24 protein-coding genes, 1 pseudogene, 1 riboswitch and 1 other annotated feature (1 of these 27 running past the window's edge) are annotated in these 25,006 nt (G+C 44.8%); of the genes and pseudogenes, 8 read left to right on the forward strand and 17 right to left on the reverse strand.

From position 1 onward, the window contains the following. Positions 1–193, reverse strand: a binding site (T-box leader); it reaches 30 nt to the left of the window's first position. 115 nt (positions 194–308) lie between these two features. Then, positions 309–1,211 (forward strand): proline iminopeptidase-family hydrolase, encoded by a 903-nt coding sequence (locus ACSYSK_RS07325; protein ID WP_491714492.1) that lies wholly within the window; start codon positions 309–311, stop codon positions 1,209–1,211. A gap of 328 nt (positions 1,212–1,539) precedes the next feature. Here ACSYSK_RS07325 and ACSYSK_RS07330 read toward each other — a convergent pair whose 3' ends face one another. Next, positions 1,540–4,161, reverse strand: coding sequence for an ABC transporter permease (locus ACSYSK_RS07330; protein ID WP_491714493.1), 2,622 nt, complete (start codon positions 4,159–4,161; stop codon positions 1,540–1,542). Between the two features lie 202 nt (positions 4,162–4,363). Further along, a pseudogene (locus ACSYSK_RS07335) lies at positions 4,364–4,873 on the reverse strand (ABC transporter ATP-binding protein); the annotation flags it as partial. A gap of 198 nt (positions 4,874–5,071) precedes the next feature. Here ACSYSK_RS07335 and ACSYSK_RS07340 point away from each other — a divergent pair. Next, positions 5,072–5,464, forward strand: a complete 393-nt coding sequence (locus ACSYSK_RS07340; protein WP_491714494.1) for a VOC family protein — start codon at positions 5,072–5,074, stop codon at positions 5,462–5,464. 85 nt (positions 5,465–5,549) lie between these two features. On the opposite strand, the gene ACSYSK_RS07345 is transcribed toward ACSYSK_RS07340, so the two are convergent. Then, the gene (locus ACSYSK_RS07345; RefSeq protein WP_491714495.1) at positions 5,550–6,041 is read right to left on the reverse strand and encodes a QueT transporter family protein; all 492 of its coding nucleotides are present in this window, start codon (positions 6,039–6,041) and stop codon (positions 5,550–5,552) included. 6 nt (positions 6,042–6,047) lie between these two features. Then, positions 6,048–6,092: riboswitch (PreQ1 riboswitch) on the reverse strand. A gap of 130 nt (positions 6,093–6,222) precedes the next feature. Here ACSYSK_RS07345 and ACSYSK_RS07350 point away from each other — a divergent pair. Together ACSYSK_RS07350 and ACSYSK_RS07355 are read left to right on the forward strand one after the other, a co-directional pair. Then, positions 6,223–7,212, forward strand: a complete 990-nt coding sequence (locus tag ACSYSK_RS07350) for an aldo/keto reductase (RefSeq protein ID WP_491714496.1) — start codon at positions 6,223–6,225, stop codon at positions 7,210–7,212. 121 nt (positions 7,213–7,333) lie between these two features. Then, a complete protein-coding gene (locus ACSYSK_RS07355; protein ID WP_491714497.1) occupies positions 7,334–8,029 on the forward strand; it encodes a L,D-transpeptidase in 696 nt (231 codons plus the stop codon). Here the strand turns inward: ACSYSK_RS07355 and ACSYSK_RS07360 are convergent. From ACSYSK_RS07360 to rfbA, 9 genes are all read right to left on the reverse strand, one after another. After that, positions 8,019–8,351, reverse strand: coding sequence for a thioredoxin family protein (locus tag ACSYSK_RS07360; RefSeq protein ID WP_491714498.1), 333 nt, complete (start codon positions 8,349–8,351; stop codon positions 8,019–8,021). The two genes, ACSYSK_RS07355 and ACSYSK_RS07360, sit on opposite strands and share 11 nt — an antisense overlap. Positions 8,352–8,364: 13 nt before the next feature. Then, the gene (locus ACSYSK_RS07365; protein ID WP_491714499.1) at positions 8,365–9,183 is read right to left on the reverse strand and encodes a Cof-type HAD-IIB family hydrolase; all 819 of its coding nucleotides are present in this window, start codon (positions 9,181–9,183) and stop codon (positions 8,365–8,367) included. Between the two features lie 46 nt (positions 9,184–9,229). Then, entirely contained in the window at positions 9,230–9,964 is a 735-nt protein-coding gene (locus ACSYSK_RS07370; protein WP_491714500.1) for a DUF475 domain-containing protein, read from the reverse strand. A 40-nt stretch (positions 9,965–10,004) separates the two neighbouring features. Beyond that, positions 10,005–10,418, reverse strand: coding sequence for a helix-turn-helix domain-containing protein (locus ACSYSK_RS07375; RefSeq protein ID WP_491714501.1), 414 nt, complete (start codon positions 10,416–10,418; stop codon positions 10,005–10,007). A gap of 66 nt (positions 10,419–10,484) precedes the next feature. Continuing rightward, positions 10,485–11,579 (reverse strand): non-hydrolyzing UDP-N-acetylglucosamine 2-epimerase, encoded by a 1,095-nt coding sequence (wecB, locus tag ACSYSK_RS07380; protein WP_491715880.1) that lies wholly within the window; start codon positions 11,577–11,579, stop codon positions 10,485–10,487. A gap of 28 nt (positions 11,580–11,607) precedes the next feature. Further along, entirely contained in the window at positions 11,608–12,447 is an 840-nt protein-coding gene (rfbD, locus tag ACSYSK_RS07385) for a dTDP-4-dehydrorhamnose reductase (RefSeq protein ID WP_491714502.1), read from the reverse strand. Positions 12,448–12,555: 108 nt separating this feature from the next. Continuing rightward, on the reverse strand, positions 12,556–13,542 hold the full coding sequence (gene rfbB / locus ACSYSK_RS07390; protein ID WP_491714503.1) for a dTDP-glucose 4,6-dehydratase: 987 nt from the start codon (positions 13,540–13,542) through the stop codon (positions 12,556–12,558). Beyond that, positions 13,543–14,115: a dTDP-4-dehydrorhamnose 3,5-epimerase gene (rfbC, locus tag ACSYSK_RS07395; protein ID WP_491714504.1), complete on the reverse strand. Its 573-nt coding sequence runs from the start codon at positions 14,113–14,115 to the stop codon at positions 13,543–13,545. Between the two features lies 1 nt (position 14,116). After that, entirely contained in the window at positions 14,117–14,992 is an 876-nt protein-coding gene (gene rfbA / locus ACSYSK_RS07400) for a glucose-1-phosphate thymidylyltransferase RfbA (RefSeq protein ID WP_491714505.1), read from the reverse strand. Positions 14,993–15,582: 590 nt separating this feature from the next. Here rfbA and ACSYSK_RS07405 point away from each other — a divergent pair. The 4 genes from ACSYSK_RS07405 (at position 15,583) to ACSYSK_RS07420 (ending at position 20,003) form a co-directional block, all read left to right on the forward strand. Next, on the forward strand, positions 15,583–17,439 hold the full coding sequence (locus tag ACSYSK_RS07405; protein WP_491714506.1) for a heavy metal translocating P-type ATPase: 1,857 nt from the start codon (positions 15,583–15,585) through the stop codon (positions 17,437–17,439). A gap of 319 nt (positions 17,440–17,758) precedes the next feature. Then, positions 17,759–18,544: a DUF4422 domain-containing protein gene (locus tag ACSYSK_RS07410; protein ID WP_491714507.1), complete on the forward strand. Its 786-nt coding sequence runs from the start codon at positions 17,759–17,761 to the stop codon at positions 18,542–18,544. 15 nt (positions 18,545–18,559) lie between these two features. Then, positions 18,560–19,195: a sugar transferase gene (locus ACSYSK_RS07415; protein ID WP_491714508.1), complete on the forward strand. Its 636-nt coding sequence runs from the start codon at positions 18,560–18,562 to the stop codon at positions 19,193–19,195. A 55-nt stretch (positions 19,196–19,250) separates the two neighbouring features. Further along, complete coding sequence (locus ACSYSK_RS07420; RefSeq protein WP_491714509.1) at positions 19,251–20,003, forward strand: glycosyltransferase; 753 nt, start codon at positions 19,251–19,253, stop codon at positions 20,001–20,003. Positions 20,004–20,286: 283 nt separating this feature from the next. Here ACSYSK_RS07420 and ACSYSK_RS07425 read toward each other — a convergent pair whose 3' ends face one another. The 5 genes from ACSYSK_RS07425 to ACSYSK_RS07445 form a co-directional block, all read right to left on the reverse strand. Then, a complete protein-coding gene (locus tag ACSYSK_RS07425) occupies positions 20,287–20,568 on the reverse strand; it encodes a transposase (protein WP_491714510.1) in 282 nt (93 codons plus the stop codon). A gap of 124 nt (positions 20,569–20,692) precedes the next feature. After that, positions 20,693–21,682 carry a glycosyltransferase gene (locus tag ACSYSK_RS07430; RefSeq protein ID WP_491714511.1) on the reverse strand — a complete coding sequence of 330 codons (990 nt, stop codon included), beginning with the start codon at positions 21,680–21,682 and terminating at the stop codon, positions 20,693–20,695. Between the two features lie 186 nt (positions 21,683–21,868). Next, positions 21,869–22,795 (reverse strand): glycosyltransferase, encoded by a 927-nt coding sequence (locus ACSYSK_RS07435; protein WP_491714512.1) that lies wholly within the window; start codon positions 22,793–22,795, stop codon positions 21,869–21,871. Next, positions 22,792–23,805, reverse strand: coding sequence for a glycosyltransferase family 2 protein (locus ACSYSK_RS07440; RefSeq protein WP_491714513.1), 1,014 nt, complete (start codon positions 23,803–23,805; stop codon positions 22,792–22,794). The genes ACSYSK_RS07435 and ACSYSK_RS07440 overlap by 4 nt, the downstream gene beginning before the upstream one ends. Beyond that, complete coding sequence (locus ACSYSK_RS07445; RefSeq protein WP_491714514.1) at positions 23,792–25,003, reverse strand: hypothetical protein; 1,212 nt, start codon at positions 25,001–25,003, stop codon at positions 23,792–23,794. The genes ACSYSK_RS07440 and ACSYSK_RS07445 overlap by 14 nt, the downstream gene beginning before the upstream one ends. Between the last annotated feature and the right edge of the window lie 3 nt (positions 25,004–25,006).

Raw genomic sequence — 25,006 nt, forward strand, 5'->3', positions numbered from 1 at the left:
GGTTTTCCGAAAAAAATTCGGCTCCATGCTGTTAATCCAGCAACAGGGTAATGGCTGTCATCCAGTTAAAGTTCACCTTTAGCTTGCTTTCATTTACTCCAAGACCATCTTCAGGCAGCTTCCCGACTTGCTTTCACCGACCGCAAGCTCTCTGACAGGTCCCACACCTTACTCATCTCTTCACAGTATTTTAATTACTTTCTTAACTTTGCTATTCAGTTTAATGTCTGGGTGTGTATTTGTCAATAGCGAATTTCAAAATATGGTATCATTATAGTAAACATTTTATTTAGAAAGCTGGTCTTTTTATGCACGCTGGAACTACTATTTTGACTTTAAAAAACGGCTACCACCTCTGGAGTCGTACCGATAACCTCGGTGGTGACATTCAATTACTCTGCTTACACGGCGGACCCGGCGGCAACCACGAATACTACGAAAATTTTGCCGCCCAATTAGCCGACTTAAACGTCCAAGTCAGCATGTACGACCAATTAGGCTCGTGGTATTCCGATCAACCCGACTTCTCGCTGCCGGAAAATCACCATTTTATGCAAATGTCTTATTTCGTCGATGAAGTCGAAGAAGTCCGCCAAAAACTAGGTCTCGACCAATTTTACCTGATCGGTCAATCCTGGGGCGGCGCGTTGGTTCAAGAATACGCCTTAAAATACCCGACTCACTTAAAAGGGATCATCATCTCGAGCATGACCGATAACATCGCCGAATACGTCGATAATATCAACGCCATTCGTGAACGTGAATTTAGCGCAGACGAACTGACTTATCTCAAAGACTGCGAGGCTAAAAACGACTTCAACGAACATTATGAAGAACTGATCGACCGCCTCAACCGCGGCTATATCGACCGCAAGCAGCCACCGGCTATCAGTCACCTTACCTCAACGATGGGCGTTCAAGTCTACAACTATTTTCAGGGGGACAACGAATTCGTCGTTACCGGCAAATTGAAGGGCTGGGACCGGCGCGCCGACATTCACCGCATTCAAGTCCCAACTTTGATCACGTACGGCGAACACGAATCCATGCCGTTAGCTGCAGGCAAGCGGATGGCTGCAACCATCCCGCACGCACGGTTTGTCACCACGCCAAATGGCGGTCATCACCACATGGTCGATAACGCGCCCGTTTACTTCGCTCACCTAAAACAATTCTTGCAAGATGTTGAGAGCGACAATTTCACGGATTAAACAATACAATTGAACACGAAAAAAGACGGAGTAGCAAAATCGCTCCGTCTTTTTTTTGCGGTGGGATGTTGAGACTTCTTGTTTCTTAGTCAAGCTCCGTGAAGCAAAGCCTTGCGCCTAACAACTTTGACAGCCAGCCGTAACTCACAGCTGGCTGTCACAACCCGTTAGTACTCAGTCTTTAACCGCTTCACTACACCCTGTTTTATAGTCGAGCTTCGTGAGACAGGAGTCTGTGCCTAGCTACGTCACTGGCAAATTGCTAAACTTCGCAATTTACCACTGCCTAGGCTAGTGCTCAACTCCTAAACGTCTCACTTCGCTCTTTTTATTCGCTCGCATTCAGTGCTCCGATCATGTCGATTTTTTGCAACTTGAAATGCGTCACTACCATCACGATCACCGAAAAAAGTGCCGTCAGTAGCGCCGAACACACGTAGCCCGGCCAGCCGATCACCAGCGGAAAGACCAGCGAATCGCTGGATGCATAGTACAAGATAAACCACGTCAACACGATGCCGACCGCAAAGCCAAATACGATCCCTAATACTGTAAAAATAATGTTTTCGCGCACGATCATCATCGTAACTTCTTTATCAAAAAAGCCTAAGACCTTAAATGTCGCCAGTTCCCGTTTTCTTTCCGCGATGTTGATGTTAGTCAGGTTATACAAAACGACAAACGCCAACGTCCCCGATAACACGATAAAGATCAACACGATCACACCGATCCCGTTGATCGCACTGACTATCTTAGCCCGCAACGTCTGCGTGAACGTCGTATTTACCAGTTGCCCCGTCGCCATTAACTGCGTCGATAACGCGCGCCGTTGCTTTTTATTTTGCTGCGTCGTTCGTACTAAATAAGTGTTAGCCCGCGGAGTTTTGTGTGTCAGTTGCTGGTAATAATTTTTGCTCAGGTATGCATTGTGACCGACATAATTATCCACGATCCCCGCCACTTTTGCGCGGTACTTCTGTCCGTTTTCGCTGGTAAACGTCACGTGCCCGCCACGTTTAACGTGATAAACTTGCGCTAACCTCTTGCTAAGTAGGATCCCTGTGTGCGGCAATTTTACCTGCTGTTGTCCGTTTTGCAACGCAATATAAGGCTGCAAGCTACGTGCATTTTTGACTGCCGTTAACGTTACGGTTTGATTAGTCGTTTCCTTTTGCCTGAAAGTGACCTGAGTGCTGTATACCGGCAGGAAACTTTTGACCTGGTGTTGTTTATTCAACAGTTTGCCCACACGATTTTGGTGCGCCGCGTTCACGTTGTCTTTAAACGTTGCTAAAATTTGGTACTTATCCAGCTGTCCGTACTGTTGCGGACCCGGCGCCGCGATCGAATCCTTGAGACCAAATCCCGCTAGCATCAATCCCGTACAACCTGCGATCCCCAAGATAGTTAAGATCATCCGCGACTTATAGCGAAACAGGTTGCGGGCCGTGATCTTATGGGTAAAACTCAACTTACGCCACAACGGCGTGATCCGTTCCACCAAAATGCGTTTTCCCGCCTTAGGAGACTGCTGAACCAGCAAGTCTAACGGAGCTTCGCGCAAGTCCCGACTTAAAACTAATAACGCCGAACCCAGCGTAGCGATCAGCGCGGCCACCGTCGCAATGCCGATCGCGCCCCACGCATACTGCGAAACGTAGCTGGTGAAAATATACGTCTGCCCCGTCAGCATAAAGACCACCGGTGGCAACAGTTTAGTTCCCAACACTACGCCTAAAAAGCTCCCCAAAAAGGCCGTCAATAAGGCGTAGATCAGGTATTTGACGATTACTTCGCTTTTACGATACCCCAACGATAATAGCGTCCCGATCTCGCGCCGATTTTCGTTGACCATCCGTGTCATCGTCGTAAAGGTGATCAGAATGGCGATAAAAAAGAAGAACACGGGAAAGACGTTTGCGATCGCGTCGATCCTGTCGGCCAAACTCGCATAGTCGTTAAATCCCGGCAGGTCACTGCGTTTATTATACAAATAGGTCGGCCGCTTGACCTGTGCTGCCTGCGTTAATTTCTGCTGAGCCGCAGTCAATTTTTGTTGCGCCGTTGTTAGTTGCTGCAGCTGTGCTTGTAACTGAGGTTGTGTGGGCGTTAGTTGCATGGCCTGTTGAACCCGCTGTTTATTTTGCCCCAACTGTTGTACCTGCAACGCTAATTGCTGTTGTTTAGGTGCAATTTGGGTGGCGACTTGACGACTCAATTCTCGTTGACGCGCGTCTTTACGCCTGTTTAACACCCGCTGCACCTGCGTTAAATGACGGTTCAACTTCTTTTTGTAAGTAGCCGACGAATAAGTCTGCTTTTTTAAGTCAGCAAAAGTTAAGTACAGTTGCGCGTAGGTCTGGCCCCGAAAATTCTGGTGGGGTACCATGACAAAACCCGCTAGCTGCCCGTCGCCTACGGTCGTGTTGCCCCGCTCGCTATTTTCGATGTACAGCGGCGACTGCACGTGACCAACTACCTTAAATGTGCGCCGTTTTAACTGCTGGTCGGTAATCTTCAGCGTGGAATTCACGGGATAGGCGTGCGCCAAAATGGCGTCGACGACTACTTCATTAGCTTTTCGCGGCAGGTGGCCTTTAACTACGCGCAACCGATTTTGTCGTGTTGTTTTGTTAAACGAAGTGACCTGCAAATTTTTTTGCTGCTTTTTTTCGTGGTAGGCAAAACCCTGGGTCATTTCCGCTTGCACACCGGGCAACTGTGCGACCGCTCGTTGGTCTGCTTTCGTCCATCCCGCCGTCGAAACCACCTGTAAGTCCGACATGTTGCTGGCGGTGAGTGCATTTTGTGCCGTTTGCGTTAGGTCCGGACCCACACTTTTAACACCAACAAAGGTCAGTACCCCCATCAAAATGATCAAAGTGATCGCGATAAAACGGCCCTTGGCAAAACGGATATCGCGCAAAGTTGATTTTACGTAAGTTTTCATCTCGCGCCCCCTACCATTCGATCTGCTCGACTGGCAACGGCTGTTTGTTTAACTCGATCTGGCGCACCGTCGCGTCGTTAATGTGGATCACCTTATCGGCCATTTGCGCGATCGCCGAGTTATGCGTCACGATGATGACCGTCTGTCCCAGTTGACGGCACGCGTTTTGTAGCAAACCTAAGACCTGTTTACCCGTATGGTAATCCAGCGCGCCAGTCGGTTCATCGCATAACAACAATTGCGGGTTTTTAGCCAAGGCCCGCGCAATTGAGACCCGCTGTTGTTCGCCGCCGGATAACTGAGCCGGAAAATTACGCGCCCGTTTTTGCAAACCGACCTGCTTGAGCGTTTCGTCCACGTCCAACGCGTTAGGCGCAATGTCGGTAGCCAGCTCCACGTTTTCACGGGCAGTTAAATTAGGCACTAAGTTATAAAACTGAAAAACAAAACCGATCTGGGTGCGGCGATACTGGGTCAACTGTTGGGAGTTAAACTGCGCAATATCTGTCCCAGCGACTTCGACCACTCCTTTGGTCGGATGGTCCATTCCGCCTAAAATATTCAACAACGTCGATTTCCCGGCGCCGCTCGGACCTAAGATGACGACTAATTCACCCTGCTCGACGGTAAAATTGAGATCCCGGTTCGCGGTGATCGTCGTTTCGCCCGTTTTAAAAGTACGGTATTCGTGTTTAACTGTAATAAAACTCATTTAACTGCCACCTTCATTTATTTTGTGTGTCTTAGCCATTATATCACTCGACAACAAATCGGCACATGGCAATAACATTCTATGATGTTATTTTTAAAATCCACCTAAGCTACGTATAGATCAAGCACCGACTCCGTGAATTGCATTTACCTGCTTTTTGCTTTAAGATGAAAACATTATTTTAAAGGAGCGTTTTTCATGAAAATCAGCCGCATCGACCACCTTGTCTTACCAGTTAGTGACTTAAATCAAGCCACGCGTTTTTACCACGAGGTATTTGACCTGCCCGTCTTGCAAGAACAAAGCGACGACAACACGCATACCTTACGCTGCGGCCACCAACTGATCCGTTTACGCCAAGATGCATTGGCAGTCAAATTACATGCGGCTCATCCGACGACTGGCAGCGCCGACCTGTGCATCGTCGCCAAAGACCACGTACAAGATACACTCAACCACCTCAAGAGCTACTTCGTCGAGATCGTCGCCGGTCCCGTCGCCAAAACCGGTGCCGAAGGAGCAATTACTTCGATCTACATTCACGACCCCGATGAAAATCTGATCGAGATCGCACATTATGAACACAAGTAAAGACTAAAAATGGGACCAAGACAAAAGTAATTTTTGTCCCGGTCCCATTTATTCTTCAACTTTAATTAACGGCTTTTATAACTAATTATTTCGTCAAATCAATTTTCTTGTCGATCAGCCAGGTCAGCACCGCACCGACGACCATCACAACAAATTCACCGATCCCGACCGTCAAAAACGTCAACCAAAACGGCGCTTGACTGACCAAGTGTAACTCTAATGCGATACACCACGACATTAACGTGCAGACAACGACCACGATCGTTAGTTTAGCCGGTAAATTATGCACGTAACGACTCAACCACCAACCTAAAGCCGTCATCACTAGCGTTTCTAGCGTACCAAAAACTACGTCGACCACGCCCATCGAAGACCACAAGTTCGCAATCAGACAGCCCAACGTGACGCCCCAGATATAGCGTTTGTTGAACACCACCAAGTTGTTGAGCATTTCCGATAAACGAAACTGGATCGGGCCATAACTAAACGGCAGTAACACCACCGTTAATACTACATATAAAGCCGCGACCAACGCGATTTTTGTCAGTTGGGCGACCTTACTTGACGCTTGAACCATAATTAAAACCTCCTAGTTTTTTTAGGTGGGATGTTTACGAACCACCATTAAAATGAAACACAGTTTAGTATAGGAAAATCCCGGCGCCAACGCAAGTTTAACCGCCAGACGGCAAATCATTTCTCGCTATGTTAATTTAACTGCGAAACGATTATACTAATGATGAAGGAGGTTACATTTTATGTACAAAGCAAACGAAAAAAGATATGAAAAAAGCCCGCACCGCCGCGTAGGTAATACCGGGTTGAAATTACCACTGATTTCTCTAGGTTTATGGCGCCATTTTGGCAGTCACGCCCCGCTGGCTGACCGGCGCGAGGTGATCTTGGAAGCCTTTGACAATGGCGTTTTTAGTTTCGACTGTGCCGACCATTACGGTGATCCCGAGATCGGCTCTGCCGAAGAACTGTTAGGTACCGTTTTAAGTCGCGAACTCAAACCTTACCGTGACGAATTGGTGATCACTTCTAAAGTCGGTTACCGCTCAATTCCCGGACCTTACGGCCATTTTTTGTCACGCAAAACCATTTTGCAGTCCATCGACCGCACCTTGGAACGGCTGCAAACCGACTACGTGGACATTTATTACGCTCACCGCTTCGATCCCGAGACCGACTTGGAAGAAAGCGTGCAGGCCCTCGACGACGTCGTTCGGTCAGGCAAAGCGCTGTATATCGGGATCTCTAATTTCAACACCCCGCAGGCCCACAAAGCCGCAGAATTATTCGCTGAATTAGGAACTCCTTATACCGTCAACCAAGTTTCCTACAACATCTTGAACCGCGAGCCCGAAAGAAACGGTTTGGTCAACGAGATGAAACGGCAAAACCGCGGCATCGTCGCTTACGGCCCGTTAGCCGAAGGATTGCTCAGCGACCGGTACCTAAAAGAAATTCCCGCTGATTTTCCAATTCACAGTACCAGTAGTTACGTCATGCAAGGTGGGCAAAAACAAGTTGTCGCTAAGCTGAATGCTCTTAACGAGATCGCCCAGCAACGCGGACAGACCCTATCGCAGATGTCGTTAGCTTGGTTGCTGCGTGATCCGGTCGTTTCTTCCGTGATCATCGGCACGACCAGCACCGCTCACTTGCACGATGACTTAAAAGCATTGCAAAACATCACTTTTAGTGACGCTGAATTAGCACAGATCGACGCTTTGACCAAATAAAATTATCACCAAATAAGCGACCGGTTAATGCTTTACGAATTACCAAGAGGAGCTGGGACACGCTGAAGTGCTCCAACTCCTCTTTGGTCTTAATCTTTGATTTTACGAACGGAGAAAAAACATGCGCAAAAATCAACTTGCCCGGCTGATCATCAGGATCATCGCCACCTGCTTATTTTGTTACGGCTTATTATTACTGACCCAAAAAATTGAACAACCCCAACTACCGCCTAAAACCGATCAGGCAGCGGCGGATAGTAGCGGCAAGTTGCACCTCGATAATAAACAGCACCATAAACATAGCAAACAGCACAGCAAGCGTCAGCTAAAACAAAAACTCCCCGCAAAAACAAACAAGACCACCGTCATGCGCCGGCCGATCGACTGGCAGCGTTCGTCGGAAAAAGTCGCTTATCCTAAGCTAAAAAAGACCACTGACTTTTGGGTTAAAGTTGACACCCAAAAACAGCGGGTCTACCTATTAGATGATCAAAAAATACTGTACACGATGTACGCTTCGACGGGCAGCAAAAATCAGGCCACTCCCCGCGGTACTTGGTATGTCCAAGCAGAAAAAGGCAAGTTTTTTTACAACAAAGAGTCGGGTGAAGGCGCCAAATACTGGGTTTCGTTTAAAGACCACGGCATCTACCTCTTTCATTCCGTGCCAACCGATCGGAACGGTAATTTTATCACCGCCCAAGCACAACAACTGGGCAAAAAGGCGGCTTCACACGGTTGTGTACGCCTGTCGGTCCCGGATGCACGCTGGATGTATCACCACCTGACCCCCGGTACCAAAGTCGTCATTCGTTGACTTGATACTGCTTAACTTTTGCCGTTAAGTAGTCGCGCAGTGCTCCCAGTGGCTTGAAACCAACGATTTTTTCCTTAGCCACGCCGTTAACAAACAATAACATGCACGGTAAGTTTTGGACGTGCAAAGCGACGGCCAAGTCCTGATCCGTTTCCACGTCCACTTCCCCGAATTTAACTGCTCCGTCAAAATCTAATTCTAATTCCGCTAAAAGCGGTGCTAACATGCGACACGGCCCGCACCAGTCTGCGCTAAAATCGACCAGCATCAAGCCGTGCGCGGTTTTTTCCCGAAAATTTTTTGCGGTTAGTTTAACAGCCACCAGTTACCTCCTCTTATTGAACGACAAACTTGGCGATCACTTCGGCTAACGGATCGTGATCATTATCAGCGACGGTCACGTAATCGGCCTGCTTTTTGACAAAATCCTGTCCGTTAGCGACGCACACCCCCAGACCCGCCGCCGTGATCATCGGTAGATCGTTACTATTATCTCCGACAGCGATCACTTCTTCTTGTTTGATCCCTAATCTGTGCGCCAACGTTAACATCGCCTGACCCTTATCAGCACTCGGCGCGTTAAATTCAACGTAGCGCTCCGACGAAAAGCTGATGTTCAAGTCAAAATCAACGTGAGCAGCCACGTAGTCTTTCATCTGCATGCGTTCTTTACGATCCTCAATGTTAAAAATGATCTTACACAAAGGAACGTCTTGCAAAAAATCGATCTGAGGCGTTGTCATTTTCCGCCAGTTATTGACACGCCCGGTCAGATACATAGTCTCGAGGTTACTCATATTCCAAATGTACAACCGGTCGACGGTATAAACGTGCACGCACAGGCCACGTTCCATCCCAATTTCAAAGATCTGACGCACCGCTTCAAAGGGCATCTGATTGACCTGCAAAACACGGTTGTGCTGATTTTCGATGATTGCCGCACCATTATAGGAAATTACAAATTGTGACGGTTGCTGCAGCAAACCTAACGTCGCTAAGTTATCCTGAATACTCAAAAAGCTGCGCCCGGTATTAGGCACGAAATAAACTCCCTGTGCACTGGCTTTTTTGATTGCAGCGACAGTCTGAGGAGTGATCGTTTTTTTAGTACTCAACAGTGTTTCATCCATGTCACAAGCTATTAGTTTATACATATAAAACATCCTTTACTACTTGTAAATACTGTCTTGTCATTTAGTTTCAGCGTGAATTTTTAATGCGGTTAACGATCACCGCACCCACGATCGCAACTAACACGATCGCGCCAAACAGTACCGCTGGGATCTCGATACCGATCGCCGGGATCGTCAAGAACAGTTTAATGGCAATAAAACCGATCAAAACGTATGCTACGACTTCCAGTTCCGGTACCAGCTGCAGTAATTTCATGATCACTTCGGCCACCCCGCGCATCGCTAAAATGCCAAAAAGTCCGCCTAGTAAAACGATCACCGGGTTCGGCGAGATCGCTAGTGACGCTAAGATCGAATCGATCGAAAAAACGACATCCATCAGTTCGATCGATAACACGACCGACCAGAAAGGGGACAGCCACGTTCTTTTTTTCTTTGTTGCCTTAGCCTTCTTTTCTTTGGGGTGCGCCCGGTCCCAAAAATGGCGCAGCGACAGGTACAGCAAGTAAACTGCACCGACTACTTTGATCTCCCAGAATTTGATCAAAAAACTGCCCAGACCGATCAGGATAAAACGACAAACGTACGCGCCCCAGATCCCGTAGAATAAGGACTTTTCCTGTTGCTGTTTGGTCGGTAATTTTTGTGTTTGAGCCGCTAACACGATCGCATTATCAACGGACAATAAACATTCGATCATGATTAACGATAAAATAATCAGCCAGTCCTGTCCCGACGTAAGCACCATTTTCCAGTTACTTAAATTAAAAAAAGGACCGTAAAGCTGTTCAATTAGTGACAATCAAGAGCTCCTCTCTCATTAAATTATTTTATGATAGTAACTACTGTTCCTCGATTTCGATCGGCAACGAGACCTGATTCGCAGATCGAGTAACAGCCGTTTGAGGTGGGTATTTTCCCCGCAAGTAACCTTTTAACATGCCGTACACTTGGCTACGGTCGCTTTGACTGAGTAACTGACCGTTAAAACGCAAGCGTGAATTAGCGGCAAAAACATCTTCCAATTCCAATTCGTCGTAGGTTCGTCCCACCAAAAAATCTAACGAAACGCCAAAATAGTCGGCCAGTTTTAGGACTTCGAGATACGAAGGATGGTTGATCCCCCGTTCCCAACTGCCTAACTGCGGCCCGGTATTTTCGTGACCGCCGCCGCTCATTTTATTCAACTCAAAGGCCAAACCATTTAACGATAGCCCACGCCCTTGCCTTAACGCACGTAACCTAACTGGAAACATTTTTACTCACCCCCAAAATTAAGGATACTACAAAACTACAGTAGCGCCAAAAAAATGCTTGCACACTTAGCGTAAATGCTCCCTTAACACTGCCAAAATTTTTTGCGCGGCGTGTCCGTCGCCGTACGGATTTTTAGCCTGTGCCATTTGCTGGTAAAAATCCCGGTCTTCCATCAGCCGCGTCATCTGCGTTTGGATCACCTGCGGGTCGGTGCCAACTAATTTTAACGTACCGGCACGCACGCCTTCCGGTCGTTCCGTTTGGTCACGCAAAACTAAAACTGGTTTGTTTAACGACGGTGCCTCTTCTTGAATGCCCCCGGAATCGGTCATGATAAAAGTACTGCGCGCTGCCATATTATGAAAATCAACCACTTCTAACGGCGCGATCAAGTGTGCTTGGCGACAGTCATCAAACACCTCGTGTGCGACTCGTTGGACCGCAGGACTCAGGTGAACTGGGTAAACCAATTCGTAATCCGGGTGCGCGCTCAGCGCGTGTTTGATCGCCTGCAAACTACGCCGCATCGGGGCCCCTTGATTTTCCCGGCGGTGCATCGTCAACAAGATCACTTGTGCGTTTGGCGCGATCTCATTTAAAACGGGGTGCGTAAAATTCGCGCTGACCGTTTGTTTTAACGCATCGATCGCGGTGTTACCCGTGACGAAGATCCGGTCTTGGCGGTGATTTTCCCGCAACAAATTTTGCTTACTCAACTCGGTCGGAGCAAAATACCAGTCGGATAACACGTCAGTCAGCTGGCGGTTCATCTCTTCGGGGTACGGCGCGTATTTATCCCACGTCCGCAACCCGGCTTCGACGTGACCGACGGAAATCTGGTGGTAAAACGCACTCAGGCTAGCAGCAAACGTGGTAGTCGTGTCACCGTGCACCAAGATCACGTCGGGCTTTTCTTTTTCCACGACCTTATCTAGCCGCCCTAAAACCCTGGACGTGATCTGACTGAGGGTTTGGTTTTGTTGCATAATATCAAGATCATAGTCAACTTTAAGGTGAAAACTCGCGATCACAGAGTCGAGCATTTCGCGGTGCTGCGCCGTGATCACCGTCACCGGGATAAAAGTGTCTGCCTGCTTAGTCAGTTCTAAAACGACCGGTGCCATTTTGATGGCCTCGGGCCGCGTTCCAAAAATCGTCATTACCTTAATTTTTTGCACGCTATTTTCCTCACTTATCGGCGATCTGTTTCATAAACTGTGCCAGTGCTTCTTGCCACGTTGGAAAATGAAAACCCGTTTCCGTCGCCAATTTCATCACCGAATATGCCGGACGAAACGCCGCCGTTGGGTACTGTGCCGAAGTCACGGGTACGACTTCAACGTCTTGATCCTTCAAAATTTCACTGGCAAATTCGTACCACGAACACTGGCCGTCATTGCAGCAGTGGTAGATACCGTAGGCGATCTGCTGATCAACTAGGTAAGTGATAAATTCCGCTAACGTCCGCGTCCAAGTCGGGCGTCCGACCTGATCGTTGACCACCGTGATCCGCGGGTGAGTTTTGGCTAAATTCAACATCGTGTAGACAAAATTATGCCCCCACTGGCCGTAAACCCAGGCAGTACGCACGATGTAATACTTAGTGCAGTACTTTTGCACGGCCTGCTCCCCTAACAACTTGGTGCGGCCGTATTCGTTTTTAGGTCCTTTAGGATCGTCTGGCAGGTACTCGGATTTTTTTTCGCCGTTAAAAACGTAATCGGTGCTCAGATAAACTAAAGTAGCGTCGTATTTGGCACAGGCCTGGGCGATGATCCGTGAACCGGTGGCATTGATCAACTCGTCGGCTTCTTTGCCCTCACCTTCGGCCTTATCAACGGCGGTATAGGCGGCACAGTGATAAACGATTTGCGGGTGGTGCTGGGCGAAGTACTGTTCGACTAATTGTTCGTTAGTGATGTCTAGAGTTGCCGAATTAGTAGCAGTATAGTCCACTTTTCGTTCGTCAAAAAGGTGTTGTAACTCGCTGCCCAACTGTCCGTCAGCGCCGGTAATTAAAATTTTCATATTATTAGGTCCCATCTTTTCTTAATATTAAAAAGGGTAAGACAAAACTAAATTGCCTCCCCCTCATTAACACCTATTCATCAATTATTTTTGCGCTCAAACAGCTCATTAATCTAGCGCTGCGCGAGCCTTCAGTGGTCGCCACCACTCTTCGTGTTGTAAGTACCAGTCGACGGTCTCATCGATTCCCGTCTCAAAGGTGTACTTAGGCTTCCAGCCCAGCTGCGTTTCGATCTTAGTTGGGTCGATCGCATAGCGTTTATCATGACCCAAACGATCCTTAACGTATTCGATAGAGTCCTCGCTCAAGCCTAATTTCTTAACGATCAAATGCACGATCTGGTTGTTGGTGCGCTCATTATGACCACCAACGTTGTAGATCTCGCCTTTCTTACCTTTTTGCAAGACCAAATCGATCGCCTGGCAGTGATCGTAAACGTGCAGCCAGTCGCGAATATTCTTGCCATCGCCGTAGATCGGTAATTTCTTACCGTCCATTCCGTTAGACGTCATCAGCGGGATCAACTTTTCCGGAAATTGGTACGGGCCGTAGTTGTTAGAACAACGCGTGATATTAACGTTTAAGCCGTAAGTTTCGTAATACGAGCGTACCAAGAAATCGGCAGCAGCCTTGCTGGCGGAATACGGGGAATTCGGTGCTAACGCTGTAGTTTCGGTAAAATACCCGGTAGAACCCAAGGTGCCGTAAACTTCATCGGTCGAAACCTGCAGGAATTTTTCCATCTTCTTTTCCTTAGCAACGTGCAGTAAGGCTAAGGTCCCCTGAACGTTACTTTCGATAAAGACTTCCGGATGACGGATCGAACGGTCCACGTGACTTTCCGCCGCGAAATTAACGATCGTATCCAAATCGTACTGGTCTACTAAGTAAGAAACTAATTCGCGGTTAGTAATGTTGCCCCGGACAAAAACGTACTGAGGGTTATCCTTGATATCATCGAGGTTATGAATATTACCCGCATAAGTCAACAAGTCAAGGTTAACGATCCGGTAATCAGGGTGTTTGTCCAGCATGTAATGGACGAAATTACTGCCGATAAAACCGGCACCGCCCGTCACTAAAATATTTTTCATTTACATTTCCTCCCCATAAACAAAATTCAAATCAGCGTCTTTTAGGCGTGGATGGTGCTGGTCTTTTGCAGACAAAATCAGGTGTTCTTTGGGCATCGGCCAGTCGATCGCTAGGTCAGGGTCATCAAAGGCGATCCCCCCATCAGCTTGCGGTGCGTAGTAACCTTCAACTTTATACATAAAGTTCACGTTGGGCGTTAAGGTCACAAAACCGTGTGCAAAGCCCTTCGGAACTAATAACTGGCGGTGATTATATTCGCTTAAAATATAGCCCTGCCACTTACCATAAGTCGGAGAACCAGCCCGGCAATCGACTAATACATCGTAGACAACGCCGGTAGCGACCCGGATCAATTTGGTCTGGGCGTGAGGAGCACGTTGAAAATGCATGCCGCGCAAAACTCCGGCTTGGGTCGACAACGAATGATTGTCCTGATTGAAATCACAGTCAATACCTGCTTCTTGAAATTTGTTACGCGTGTAAGTTTCGGTAAAAAAGCCCCGCTGATCACCAAAAACAGCGGTTTCGATCAGTTTGACGTCTTGTAATTTAGTAGTTAAAACTTTAACCATGTTATTTTCCTTCCGTTTGGGCGATCCGTAATAGGTATTGCCCGTAATCATTTTTCTTAAGTGGCTGTGCGAGTTCTAATAATTTGTCGCGGGTGATCCAGCCTTGGCGGTAAGCAATTTCTTCCAAGCAAGCAACTTTTAAATTCTGGCGCTTTTGGATCGTTGCAATAAACATAGCGGCTTCAAGCATCGAATCGTGAGTCCCTGTGTCCAACCAAGCGTAGCCGCGATCCATCAATTTGACGTCTAGCTGGCCGCGCCGCAAGTATTCTTGGTTGATGTCCGTGATCTCCAACTCACCTCTAGCAGAAGGCTTTAACTGACTAGCGATCTCAACGACATTGTTATCGTAGAAATACAAACCAGTTACCGCGTAATTACTCTTCGGGTGATCCGGTTTTTCGGCGATCGATAAGGCGTGATACTGGTCGTCAAACTCAACAACACCAAAACGCTGCGGGTCATTGACGTGGTAGCCAAACACGGTCGCACCGGTTTTTTTAGCCGCAGCAGCCTGTAATAAACGAGATAACCCGCTGCCGTAGTAAATATTGTCACCCAATACCAGGCAAACTGAATCCGAACCGATGAAATCTTTGCCTAAAATGAAAGCTTCGGCCAAGCCGTTGGGTTTTTCTTGCACCTGATATGATAAATTGATTCCAAAAGAAGAACCATCGCCCAGTAACTTTTGAAACTGGGGGGTGTACTCGGGCGTAGAGATCAGTAAGATGTCGCGCAAACCAGCCAACATCAAGGTAGACAAGGGATAATAAATCATGGGCTTGTCGTAAACAGGAATGAGCTGTTTGGAAACGCCGCGAGTGATGGGATAGAGGCGAGTGCCACTACCCCCTGCTAAAATTATACCTTTCATGAATAGACTCCTTATTAATTACAGAGCGCAGTGAGACGGCCAGGAGTTGAGCACTAGCCTAACCAACTGCAGGTTGCCGGGTCATGGCAAGTTGTAATTGGTGTAGCTAGGCACAGACTCCTGTCTCACGAAGCTCGACTATAAAACAGAGTGCAGTGAAGCGGGTAAAGCCTGAGCACTAACAAACTTTGGACAATAAGCCGTGACCTGCGGCTGGCTGTCAAAGTTGTTAGGCACAAGGCTTTGCTTCACGGAGCTCGACTAAAAAAAGAACGCAGCAATTTGCCGGTGACGTAGCTAGGTGGAAATTGCTGCTTTGAGTAGCTCGCAGATGAAACTCATACATTCTTTTACATTTTCTTACATTGCCACTAAATAATCAAGGTGCGATTTATAGTTATTACCCAAGTCATAATTTTTAGCACAATTCTCAGCACAGACAGCCCAAATTCCATTTCAAAGTAAATCCTTGTTCTAATCATCTTTTTCAGCGCTAATTGAAATTTTTTCTCATTTAGAATAATTCTATTTTACTTTGATATTGTTTGGTGTTATGCTAATTACAGCTTATCTAACGAGGAGGAATTTAGATGAAACACTCGCAAAAATTACTCTCTGTCTTTGCGATTGGGATTATTTCTTTAGTCATGCAATTTATTTTAGGTCACCCCCTGTGGGCCCAAATTTTGATCACCTTGACTGGTGCGTTACTGACGATCTCCATGTTTATCGAGATGATCAAAACTTTGGCCTCGGGTAAATACGGAGTCGACTTGCTAGCGATCACGGCGATCATCGCCACCTTAGCCGTCGGTCAGTACTGGGCGGCCATGATCATCTTACTGATGCTGGTCGGGGGCGACACGCTGGAAGATTACGCCGCTAATAAAGCCAACACGGAGTTAAAAGCCCTCTTGGAAAATTCACCGCAGGTTGCCCATAAACTAGATGCTAACGGCAATACGAGCGATTTACAGGTCGAAGAAGTCCAATTAGGCGACCATTTACTAGTTAAACCCAAAGAATTGGTCCCCGTTGATGGTCACATCATCCGCGGTACCAGTTTATTCGATGAATCTTCACTGACCGGTGAATCACGGCCCGTGCCAAAGAGTAGCGGCAACGACGTGTTGTCCGGTTCGTTAAACGGCGACACCGCGGTCGTGATGAAAGTCGATAAGGAAGCTAAAGATAGTCAGTACCAACGTTTGATCGCGTTAGTCAAGGAGTCACAGGCTAAACCCGCTCATTTCGTGCGGCTAGCCGACCGCTACTCCGTTCCCTTTACCCTGATTGCTTACGTGATCGCGGGGATCGCTTGGTTCGTTACCAAAGACCCCGTTCGCTGTGCCGAAGTACTCGTAGTCGCTTCGCCGTGTCCGTTGATCTTAGCCGCTCCCGTCGCTTTAGTTTCCGGCATGAGTCGTTCTTCGCGTAACGGGATCATCGTTAAAAGCGGCGATGTTTTAGAAAAACTAGCCGTCGCTAAGACTTTTGCTTTCGATAAAACGGGGACGATCACCCAAGGGCGGTTACACGTCGCTAATGTCGTTACCCAACCTCAATTTGAAAAAGAACAGTTATTAAGTTTAGCGGCCAGTGCCGAACGAGAATCCAGCCATATCTTAGCGCGTTCCTTACTGAGCTACGTCTCCGCTAAAAAAATTACACTGCCCAACGCTACCGCAGTCAAAGAAGTCACTGGTAGTGGCGTGACGGCGCAAATTTCGGGGCATAGCGTTTTAGTCGGTAAACGTTCATTTGCCGCGGCTGATACCCAAAGTACCAACGATACGCAAGAACAAACCGCAGTCTTCGTCAGCATCGACGAACAATTTGCCGGGTACATCACCTTTAAAGACCAGATCAGGTCCGAAGCAAAAGAAACGATGGAACAGCTCGCTCAAAACGGTGCCACTACGATCATGATGTTGACCGGCGACCGCCAAGAAACGGCCGAACAGATCGCCCGACAAGCGGGTGTTAATGAAGTCCACGCTCAGCTATTGCCGGAAGAAAAAATCGACATCTTAAAACAAACTCCAGACAAACAACGACCGGTAGTGATGGTCGGTGACGGTGTCAACGATGCGCCCGCCCTGTCTTCGGTCGACGTCGGCATCGCGATGGGCGCACACGGTGCCACCGCAGCGAGCGAGACCGCACAATTAGTGATCTTAAAAGACGACCTTTCACGCGTGGCTAAAGCAAAGATCATCTCCCAAGATACCATGCGCGTGGCTAAGCAATCCGTTTTGATCGGGATCGCGATCTGTACGGTCCTGATGCTGATCGCTAGTGTCGGAGTATTACCGACCCTCTTTGGCGCACTTTGCCAAGAGTTAGTCGACACGGTTTCTATTTTGTGGGCTCTGCGTGCACGCCACGGTCGGCAGTCTAACAAGCAGCAGTTGCCACCAGTCACACATTTACAAACCGACAACTAACCTTAATAAAAAAATTGAGCTTTTTTTAAGCTTTTTTAATAAATTCATTGTACAATGAGTCTATTAAAAAGCATCAGCATTACTTACTCCCCCTTTAATGTAAGTAGCTGCGACAACTAGCTAATTATGATCCCCCTATTCAAGCTAGTTGTTAGCTTTGTATGGGACTGGGACAAATTAATTTTTGTTCTGGTCCTTTTTTTGCTTGTTCCAGTTTGGCGGTTTACAGCTTCGAGGTGAATTCTATGCCAAAATTTGCTAAAATGGGGAAGTATGATTTCCGGTAACGGTAATTAAGTAGGTATATAAGGAGTACTACATGAAAACTGAAATTTACGTCGTCAGCCATAAAGAAACGCGCATGCCACAAGAACCGATCTACTTACCCTTACAGGTCGGATCAGCACCGACGAACTTTCCCGGTTTCTTGCGCGATGATCAAGGCGACAATATCGCCGCTAAAAATCCGAATTACTGTGAGTTGACTGCCCAATACTGGGCGTGGAAAAACCGGCAAGCAGACGTCAAGGGCCTAGTTCATTACCGCCGTTTATTTTCCAACGGCAAGAGCCACTTCTTTAGTAACGGCGAACAAAAATACGCCGACGTCTTAAACAACCAAACACTAACGCGCCTGCTGAGTTTTCACGACGTGATCGTGCCTAAAAAAAGGAATTACTATATTGAGACATCTTGGTCCCATTATCAGAACGCACATCACATCTCGGATTTGGCAGTAACTCGCACTGTAATCGAGGAAAAATTTCCGGAATATCTTTCTTCTTTTGATCGAGTTATGCAGCGTAGGTCTGCTCACATGTTCAACATGATAATCGCTAAGCGGCAATTTTTCGATGCTTATTCTGAATGGTTATTTACTATATTAATGGAAGTTGAACAACGCGTTGACATTGAAGCTTACTCTGTGTATGAACAACGTATTTTTGGCTTTATTGGTGAATTATTGCTGGATGTTTGGCTTACCCACAATCAAATCAACTATACTGAATTACCGGTAATGTTTATCGGTAATCAGCATTGGATCAAAAAAATCGGTTCATTTTTACTACGTAAAATAAAGCCAACGAATAGTATAAAATCATAAAAAGAGGTACTAAAAATGTCTAATAAGGGTAAACGAACTGTTTATCTCGGGATCAAACGTTTATGCGATATTATCATTTCAGGAATAGCTCTCATTTTTGTGGGGGTAATTACTGTTATCATTTTTCTGATTGATAGTTTTGGTAATAATAAAGGCCCTGTTTTTTTCAAACAAAAAAGGATCGGTAAAAATCACCAGCCTTTCTATATCTATAAGTACCGTTCCATGATAGTCGATGCTGATAAAAAATTAGCTGCTGATCAGGAATTACACGATTTATACGTTAAAAATAATTACAAACTACCGCCAGAAATCGATCCCCGGATTACTTCTTTTGGCAAATTTTTACGCAAATCTTCTTTAGACGAAATTCCTCAATTTTGGAATATTTTTAAGGGAGAAATGTCTCTAGTAGGACCACGGCCTATCGTTGAAGAAGAATTAAAAGAATACGGAACGGACGTTGACGAATTTTTATCCGTCACGCCGGGCGCAATGGGATATTGGCAAGCCAATGGTCGTAGTACGGTTCCTTACCCTAAACGTTGTGATTACGAACTTTATTATGTTGAGCACGCTTCATTATTATTTGATTGCCAGATAATTTTTAAAGCTGTCATCAGTATTTTTAAAGCAGACGGAGCCTTTTAACATAATTAATTACTAATTTAACCACATATTTTATTTAGATTGCGAGGAGAGACAAGTGCCCTTATTATCACTGATCACGATCGTTAACCGCGCTTCGGTTTACCAAGAGTTTCAGGAAAGCTTGGCGACCCAAACAGCTGTCGATTACGAGCTGATCACCATCGCCAACCAACACCAAGAATATGATTCGGCACGCGCGGCTTATAATCACGCAGCTACTCAGGCACAAGGCGAATACTTAGTCTTTTGTCACCCCGATATTCGTTTTTTACGCCCCGACGCGTTAGCCCAGATCAGTCGTTTCCTTCAAGACCTACCTGAATTTGGCGTAGCGGGGATCGCGGGAACGCCGCTTGCCTTAGAAAATGGCGACCGGATCATTTTGACCAATATCGTCCACGGACCACAAAAAAAAGCGGCGGGCCGCATAATTAGCGGACCCGCTGAAATTCAAACCGTCGATGAATGTTTTTTCGTCATGAAAAAAAGTTTTTGGCAAAAATACCCTTTTCCTAACACAGCTGGTTGGCATTTATACGCCGTCGAACAGTGCCTGATTGCGGCTCAAGCTCACTATAAAAACTACGTGATTCCCGCCGCAATTTGGCACACATCAGATGGTCAATCGGAAGACTACCACTATCACCTGTACTTACGCCAACTGATCCGGCGTTACCGTGAGCAGTGGCCGCGAATCAATACTACGGTCAAAATGTGGCCCACGCGCGGACTTAAAGCACGACTTTACGTCGATTACTGGCTATTAAATCGCTGGGTTAAAAAAATACTGCACGTTAAAGTCAAGTAATACGCGTTCATTATGAAGATTACAAAAAGGAGCTGGGTCCAAGCGTTCAAGTATTAGCTACTGAACGTTTGGGACCAACTCCCTTTTAATATGGTTCTTTGTCAACTAGTGTTGATGGAGAATTTTCCAACCACTTAGATCAAAATTGGTCTAGATGGTTTGTTATTTTTAAGTCGTTTTTTGTTTTTAATTAATTTTGTTTTTAATTTTTAGTGTTTTAGGCGCATTTTCCCGCTTTTAACGTACACTAAATAATCCTCCTTAATTGATCAAATTTTTTGAATTAGTTCAGTAGTGAAATCTTGCTAGTACATTCCAAAATAACCCTTAACTTGAAATTAAACCAGTTTCTAAAACCAAAGCTCGTCCGTTTGATCCCATTGATCTTACGGTTCATGCCCTCTAAAAGGCCGTTACTATAACGATACTGACAACTATTTACCACTGCCACCTGATTCTTCTTGAGTGATTTCACTGGCTGGTCAAATTCATTAGGTTCTATACTAACAAGTGTTGAGGACAAAAAATCAATGTATTTTTGTGTATGATCTAAATTTGAGTACAAAAAAGCATTACACTTCTATTTCTATATATTACAATTATGTCAACGAAACCCTATTGAAAAGAATAAAGACAATGCTTTCTACATCATTGTTGTATTACGCTCACAATAAAAATAAGCATTATCTTCAATCATTAATTTTCTGCAATGCATTTTTAGTATAAAAACCACTGCGTAACTTTTGAGCTACTTCACAGGTATTTTCCTTCAATTGTGCATATTGTTTTTCTGAAATACTATCTAAAACATTATCCAGTTCAGCTAAATCAGAAATTAAAATCCCAACTTTGTTTCTGGCAATGAATTCCGCAAGTGCAGCTTTTTCCCAAATAATAACTGGGATACCGGAACTAATATAAAGAGAGGTCTTATGGGGATTGTTGTATTTTAAATATTGTCCAAAATTTCCAGAACAGGTACTAGTACTGGGACCATCCCAAATCAAGCCAAAATTTTGGCTTAGGTGAACAGGAAGTTCAGTTGGAGAATACTGTCCTTGATATATAACATTAGGATGATGCTTTTGAGGCATGTCTGATCCAAAAGTATATAATTTATTTGTTAGTTTGAGACTTTTTAGAAACTCTGACTTAAATAAAGCTCCTGCAAAACAAACACTTTTTTCATATGGAATTAGTGGTTGAATTGGTTGAGGATTATCGTAATCAAAAATTTCTAAAACAATCATTTTAGTTTGAATATTATGATTCATTAACCATGACTTCATTTGATCATTATGAACAATTAGTACATCAGCAGTTTTAAATAAATTTAATTCCCACTTTAATTCTTGTGCATTATCACTTTGTAAATTCTGGATGTCATGAATAAAAATTACAAATTTGCCATTAATATATTTACTAATTTTTTTAGCAATGAAATTAACCATATAATTTGAATGCATTGGGTACTGTAAAACAACATTATTAATTTTGTTTTTATTAAAAAATGAAGCTATATTTAGATGTGAATAAAATAATTTTGAGATTTTGTTATGATATGGATGAACATTAAATGATTGATAACCATATTCATTACTGAATTTGATAACATCTTCCTTTGCTTTACTTCCACCCATTTGTCCTGATTCAATCGAGCTAATAATGTAATCATCCATATTAATTCTCCTTAAGTTAAATTGATATCTAATAAGTTTAAATTCGTTATAACGTACTAACACTTTTCCAATATGAATTATTCCTACGAAATATACCATAATTATTAACTAACTTAGCATTATTAGGTATCAATGGTAAATTTCAGTCACTAATTCTAAATAAATCTAATAAAGATTGCTTTATTACTAACGTAATTTCAAATAAATCAGATACCAGTCACCTAAATACTGACGGTAACGCGGATAACACGGCCAGTAACTCGCCAGCCAGATCCCCGTCAGTGGATTTTTGTGCTCGTAAAACTTACGCCGCACCATTAACCAGCGCGCGTTTTTATTCAACACTGCCAGTTTGGCTTTTTTACACTTCATCTGTCCGTGCTCTACAAAATCGCGCACGTCGTTATTGATGCTTGACGCCACGGCGATCCATTTCTTCTTTTCGGCTACGCTTTTAAGGTCCCGGCTTTCCTTGGCAAATGCGCTAGTTTGGTGTTTACGCCAGTCGATCAGCGTATCACTGTAAACGTATAAGCCGTCGCTAAATTCGGCTAAACGCCACAATAAACCGTCGTGCGGGTAGCCTTCTTGCCAGTATTTTTGCGCGGTAGTGATCAATTCACGCCGAATACAGTGGGTACATCCCGGACTTTTAACCAAAATATAGTTGTTCGGGATCTTAAATTTAAACAGCTTTTGCTCATTAGGCCACGGGCCGACTTTACGCCTGCCGTCCTCGTAAAACTCACAGTAATTGGATGCTAACAAACTGATCTGCGGGTTATGAGCCATCATGTCGGTCATCAATTCGATCTTATCGGCCCGCCAAATATCATCTTGGTCGCAGGTAAATGCCACGTCGCCGCTAGTCGCCCACAAACCTTCCATGAAATTGCGCCGCCAGCCCTTATTGACTTCATTTTCCTGCAAAGTCCAGTTATCCAACTGGTACTTAGCGATAAAATCTTGCACCAATTCTACCGTGTGGTCGGTCGAGCGGTCGTCGCAGATCAAGACTTCGTCAGGTTGTTTAGTCTGTGTTCTGATCGAATCGAGTTGCTCGAGCACGTATTTTTCACCGTTATACGTCGAAACTACTACCGATGTTTTCACTTGTTCGTTCCTTTCTGCCACCTATTCGTCAATTTCAAATAGAACTTCCAGCTGACCCGGTAAAAATTAAAACCGAATTGCAATAACATAATACCTAGTTTATCTCGCAGTGGCGCCTTTAAATCACGCATAACTTCGTGTTGGTGTTTTTTGATAAACGACACCATCTCTTGTTGCTTGGCTTGAACCTCGGCGCAACGAACACCTAAAGTTTGGTTTAACGTGCTAAAACGCGCGTAGACCTGGCGACGCACGGCCGCGCCTCCCAAATCGGGATAGCGGCGGGTAACGTCTTGTGCCATCTTATCGGTCATTTCTAGCAATTCAAACTTCTTAGGCGTAAACTTGCCGGTCACGATCGAATCTTTTCTGATGTAATAAGTATACTTGGACTTGAAGCCACAAGCGACTTTCTGACACTGCTCGAATAATAAGTAAGTAGTTGCCATGTCCTCGAACAGCTTGCCGTCGGGAAACTTTACATTATCATACAAATTCCTTTTAGCCAATTTTGCGTACGCACACGTATCAACCAAATCGTGATAGCACATTTTCTCAATACATTTTTTACCAGTTAATACTACCTCAGTATCATTACCACAATCCATCCGCTTACCTGTTTCTGGATAAACATTCATTAATGAACATATAGATATATCGGCTGTAAAATTACTTTTTTGCAATAAGTAATATAAATATTCAACGTAATCACAGGTAATGTTATCGTCAGAATCAACAAAAGTTAAATAATTACCATGAGAATGAAAAATTCCTTGATTACGTGCGTTTGATAAACCACCATTTTTCTGGTGGTATGTTTTAATGCGCGAATCTTTTTGTGCATACTGATCAATAATACTTCCTGATGAATCCGTTGAACCATCGTCTATTAAAATGATTTCTAGATTAGAATATGTTTGCCTTACAATCGAATTTAAGCACCGCTTTAGATACTTTTCCACATTATATACTGGCACTATCACACTAATAAGTGACTCATTTTGTTCCATCTATAAATTCACCTCTCTTACTAAATTTGTTAATATCTGCCAACAAAGCCAAGAAAAAAATATTAAACGACAAATCAGGTAAGTGATGATCAAGTAAAGAACTTAAGACAACCAAAATCAAAGCAATTTCCAATTCTAGCGCTTGTCGACTTATAAATTTATTGGATAACAGATACAAAACCAGCAACAAAATAAAAAATGCCACTGCTCCGTTCATCATCAAAACCCGTAAAAAGCTACAATCGATAAAGAAATAATTGAAATAATGTTTGTGAATCCCACCGTTACCATTTTGGTAAACCATTTGCCCAAACATTGTCACATTATATTTACTAAAAGCATGACGACCAACCGATAAACGAGTTGAAAGTAAAGAATCAAGAAAATGAAAGAGACGATTTTGAGGTCGATACAAGTAGGTCAGTACGATCATGATCAAAATAACTGCCACTCCCGCGATTTCAAGCAGGTAAGACTTTATTCGTTGCATTAACTGTAACAACCACGGATAGCACAATGCACAAACCAACATCAATAGCATCAACAAAAAGTCGGTGCGCGTATCAGTCCAGACGTATGTCAACACCGTGACCGCGAACACCCCGATGTATTCAGGCAAAGCTAAACGAAATTTTTTAAATACCATGTAGGCCAACTGTAAATAAAAGACCCGGGCCGCTAGATCAGTAGGAAAAACCGTCCCTAAAGCATAGCGGATCCCGGCGCTCCCCGTTCTACTATTAATCAGACTATCGATCCACCCTAATTTAGCGGACACAAAAGTCACCAGCAGACACGCCGCTACGACTACCATAAAGACCTGCAAGATTTTTTTAAAATCGAGCCCCCGCGCACCGACGATGAATAAATAATAGTAGATCAATTCGTAACTGTTAGCCTGCTGACAGCCGACCAGCAATAATAAACCAATCGTAGTATATAATAAAAATTCTTGGGTACTCTTAAATTCGGTAAATAATAAAATCTTAAGTAACATTAAAAAACCTGCGACCATGTAAAGGTCGTAGATAAATGATTTATTTGGATAGTAGGTAATAAACATCGTATTACTAGAAAATAAACAGAGCAAATAAAAGACTAGGATGGCAAAGAAAAAGAATTCGCCAATTCGCTGTTTACGTTTAGTATTCAATAAGTATTCGTCGCGCACTGCAAAGATTCGCGCTATTGGATCCATTTT

The organism is Ligilactobacillus sp. ESL1201 (assembly GCF_058503265.1).

Coding starts and splice junctions, on each gene's coding strand:
- ACSYSK_RS07325 (WP_491714492.1), top strand. CDS start 309: ATGCACGCTGGAACTACTATTTTGACTTTAAAAAACGGCTACCACCTC.
- ACSYSK_RS07330 (WP_491714493.1), bottom strand. CDS start 4,161: ATGAAAACTTACGTAAAATCAACTTTGCGCGATATCCGTTTTGCCAAG.
- ACSYSK_RS07340 (WP_491714494.1), top strand. CDS start 5,072: ATGAAAATCAGCCGCATCGACCACCTTGTCTTACCAGTTAGTGACTTA.
- ACSYSK_RS07345 (WP_491714495.1), bottom strand. CDS start 6,041: ATGGTTCAAGCGTCAAGTAAGGTCGCCCAACTGACAAAAATCGCGTTG.
- ACSYSK_RS07350 (WP_491714496.1), top strand. CDS start 6,223: ATGTACAAAGCAAACGAAAAAAGATATGAAAAAAGCCCGCACCGCCGC.
- ACSYSK_RS07355 (WP_491714497.1), top strand. CDS start 7,334: ATGCGCAAAAATCAACTTGCCCGGCTGATCATCAGGATCATCGCCACC.
- ACSYSK_RS07365 (WP_491714499.1), bottom strand. CDS start 9,183: ATGTATAAACTAATAGCTTGTGACATGGATGAAACACTGTTGAGTACT.
- ACSYSK_RS07375 (WP_491714501.1), bottom strand. CDS start 10,418: ATGTTTCCAGTTAGGTTACGTGCGTTAAGGCAAGGGCGTGGGCTATCG.
- wecB (WP_491715880.1), bottom strand. CDS start 11,579: ATGACGATTTTTGGAACGCGGCCCGAGGCCATCAAAATGGCACCGGTC.
- rfbD (WP_491714502.1), bottom strand. CDS start 12,447: ATGAAAATTTTAATTACCGGCGCTGACGGACAGTTGGGCAGCGAGTTA.
- rfbB (WP_491714503.1), bottom strand. CDS start 13,542: ATGAAAAATATTTTAGTGACGGGCGGTGCCGGTTTTATCGGCAGTAAT.
- rfbC (WP_491714504.1), bottom strand. CDS start 14,115: ATGGTTAAAGTTTTAACTACTAAATTACAAGACGTCAAACTGATCGAA.
- rfbA (WP_491714505.1), bottom strand. CDS start 14,992: ATGAAAGGTATAATTTTAGCAGGGGGTAGTGGCACTCGCCTCTATCCC.
- ACSYSK_RS07405 (WP_491714506.1), top strand. CDS start 15,583: ATGAAACACTCGCAAAAATTACTCTCTGTCTTTGCGATTGGGATTATT.
- ACSYSK_RS07410 (WP_491714507.1), top strand. CDS start 17,759: ATGAAAACTGAAATTTACGTCGTCAGCCATAAAGAAACGCGCATGCCA.
- ACSYSK_RS07415 (WP_491714508.1), top strand. CDS start 18,560: ATGTCTAATAAGGGTAAACGAACTGTTTATCTCGGGATCAAACGTTTA.
- ACSYSK_RS07430 (WP_491714511.1), bottom strand. CDS start 21,682: ATGGATGATTACATTATTAGCTCGATTGAATCAGGACAAATGGGTGGA.
- ACSYSK_RS07440 (WP_491714513.1), bottom strand. CDS start 23,805: ATGGAACAAAATGAGTCACTTATTAGTGTGATAGTGCCAGTATATAAT.
- ACSYSK_RS07445 (WP_491714514.1), bottom strand. CDS start 25,003: ATGGATCCAATAGCGCGAATCTTTGCAGTGCGCGACGAATACTTATTG.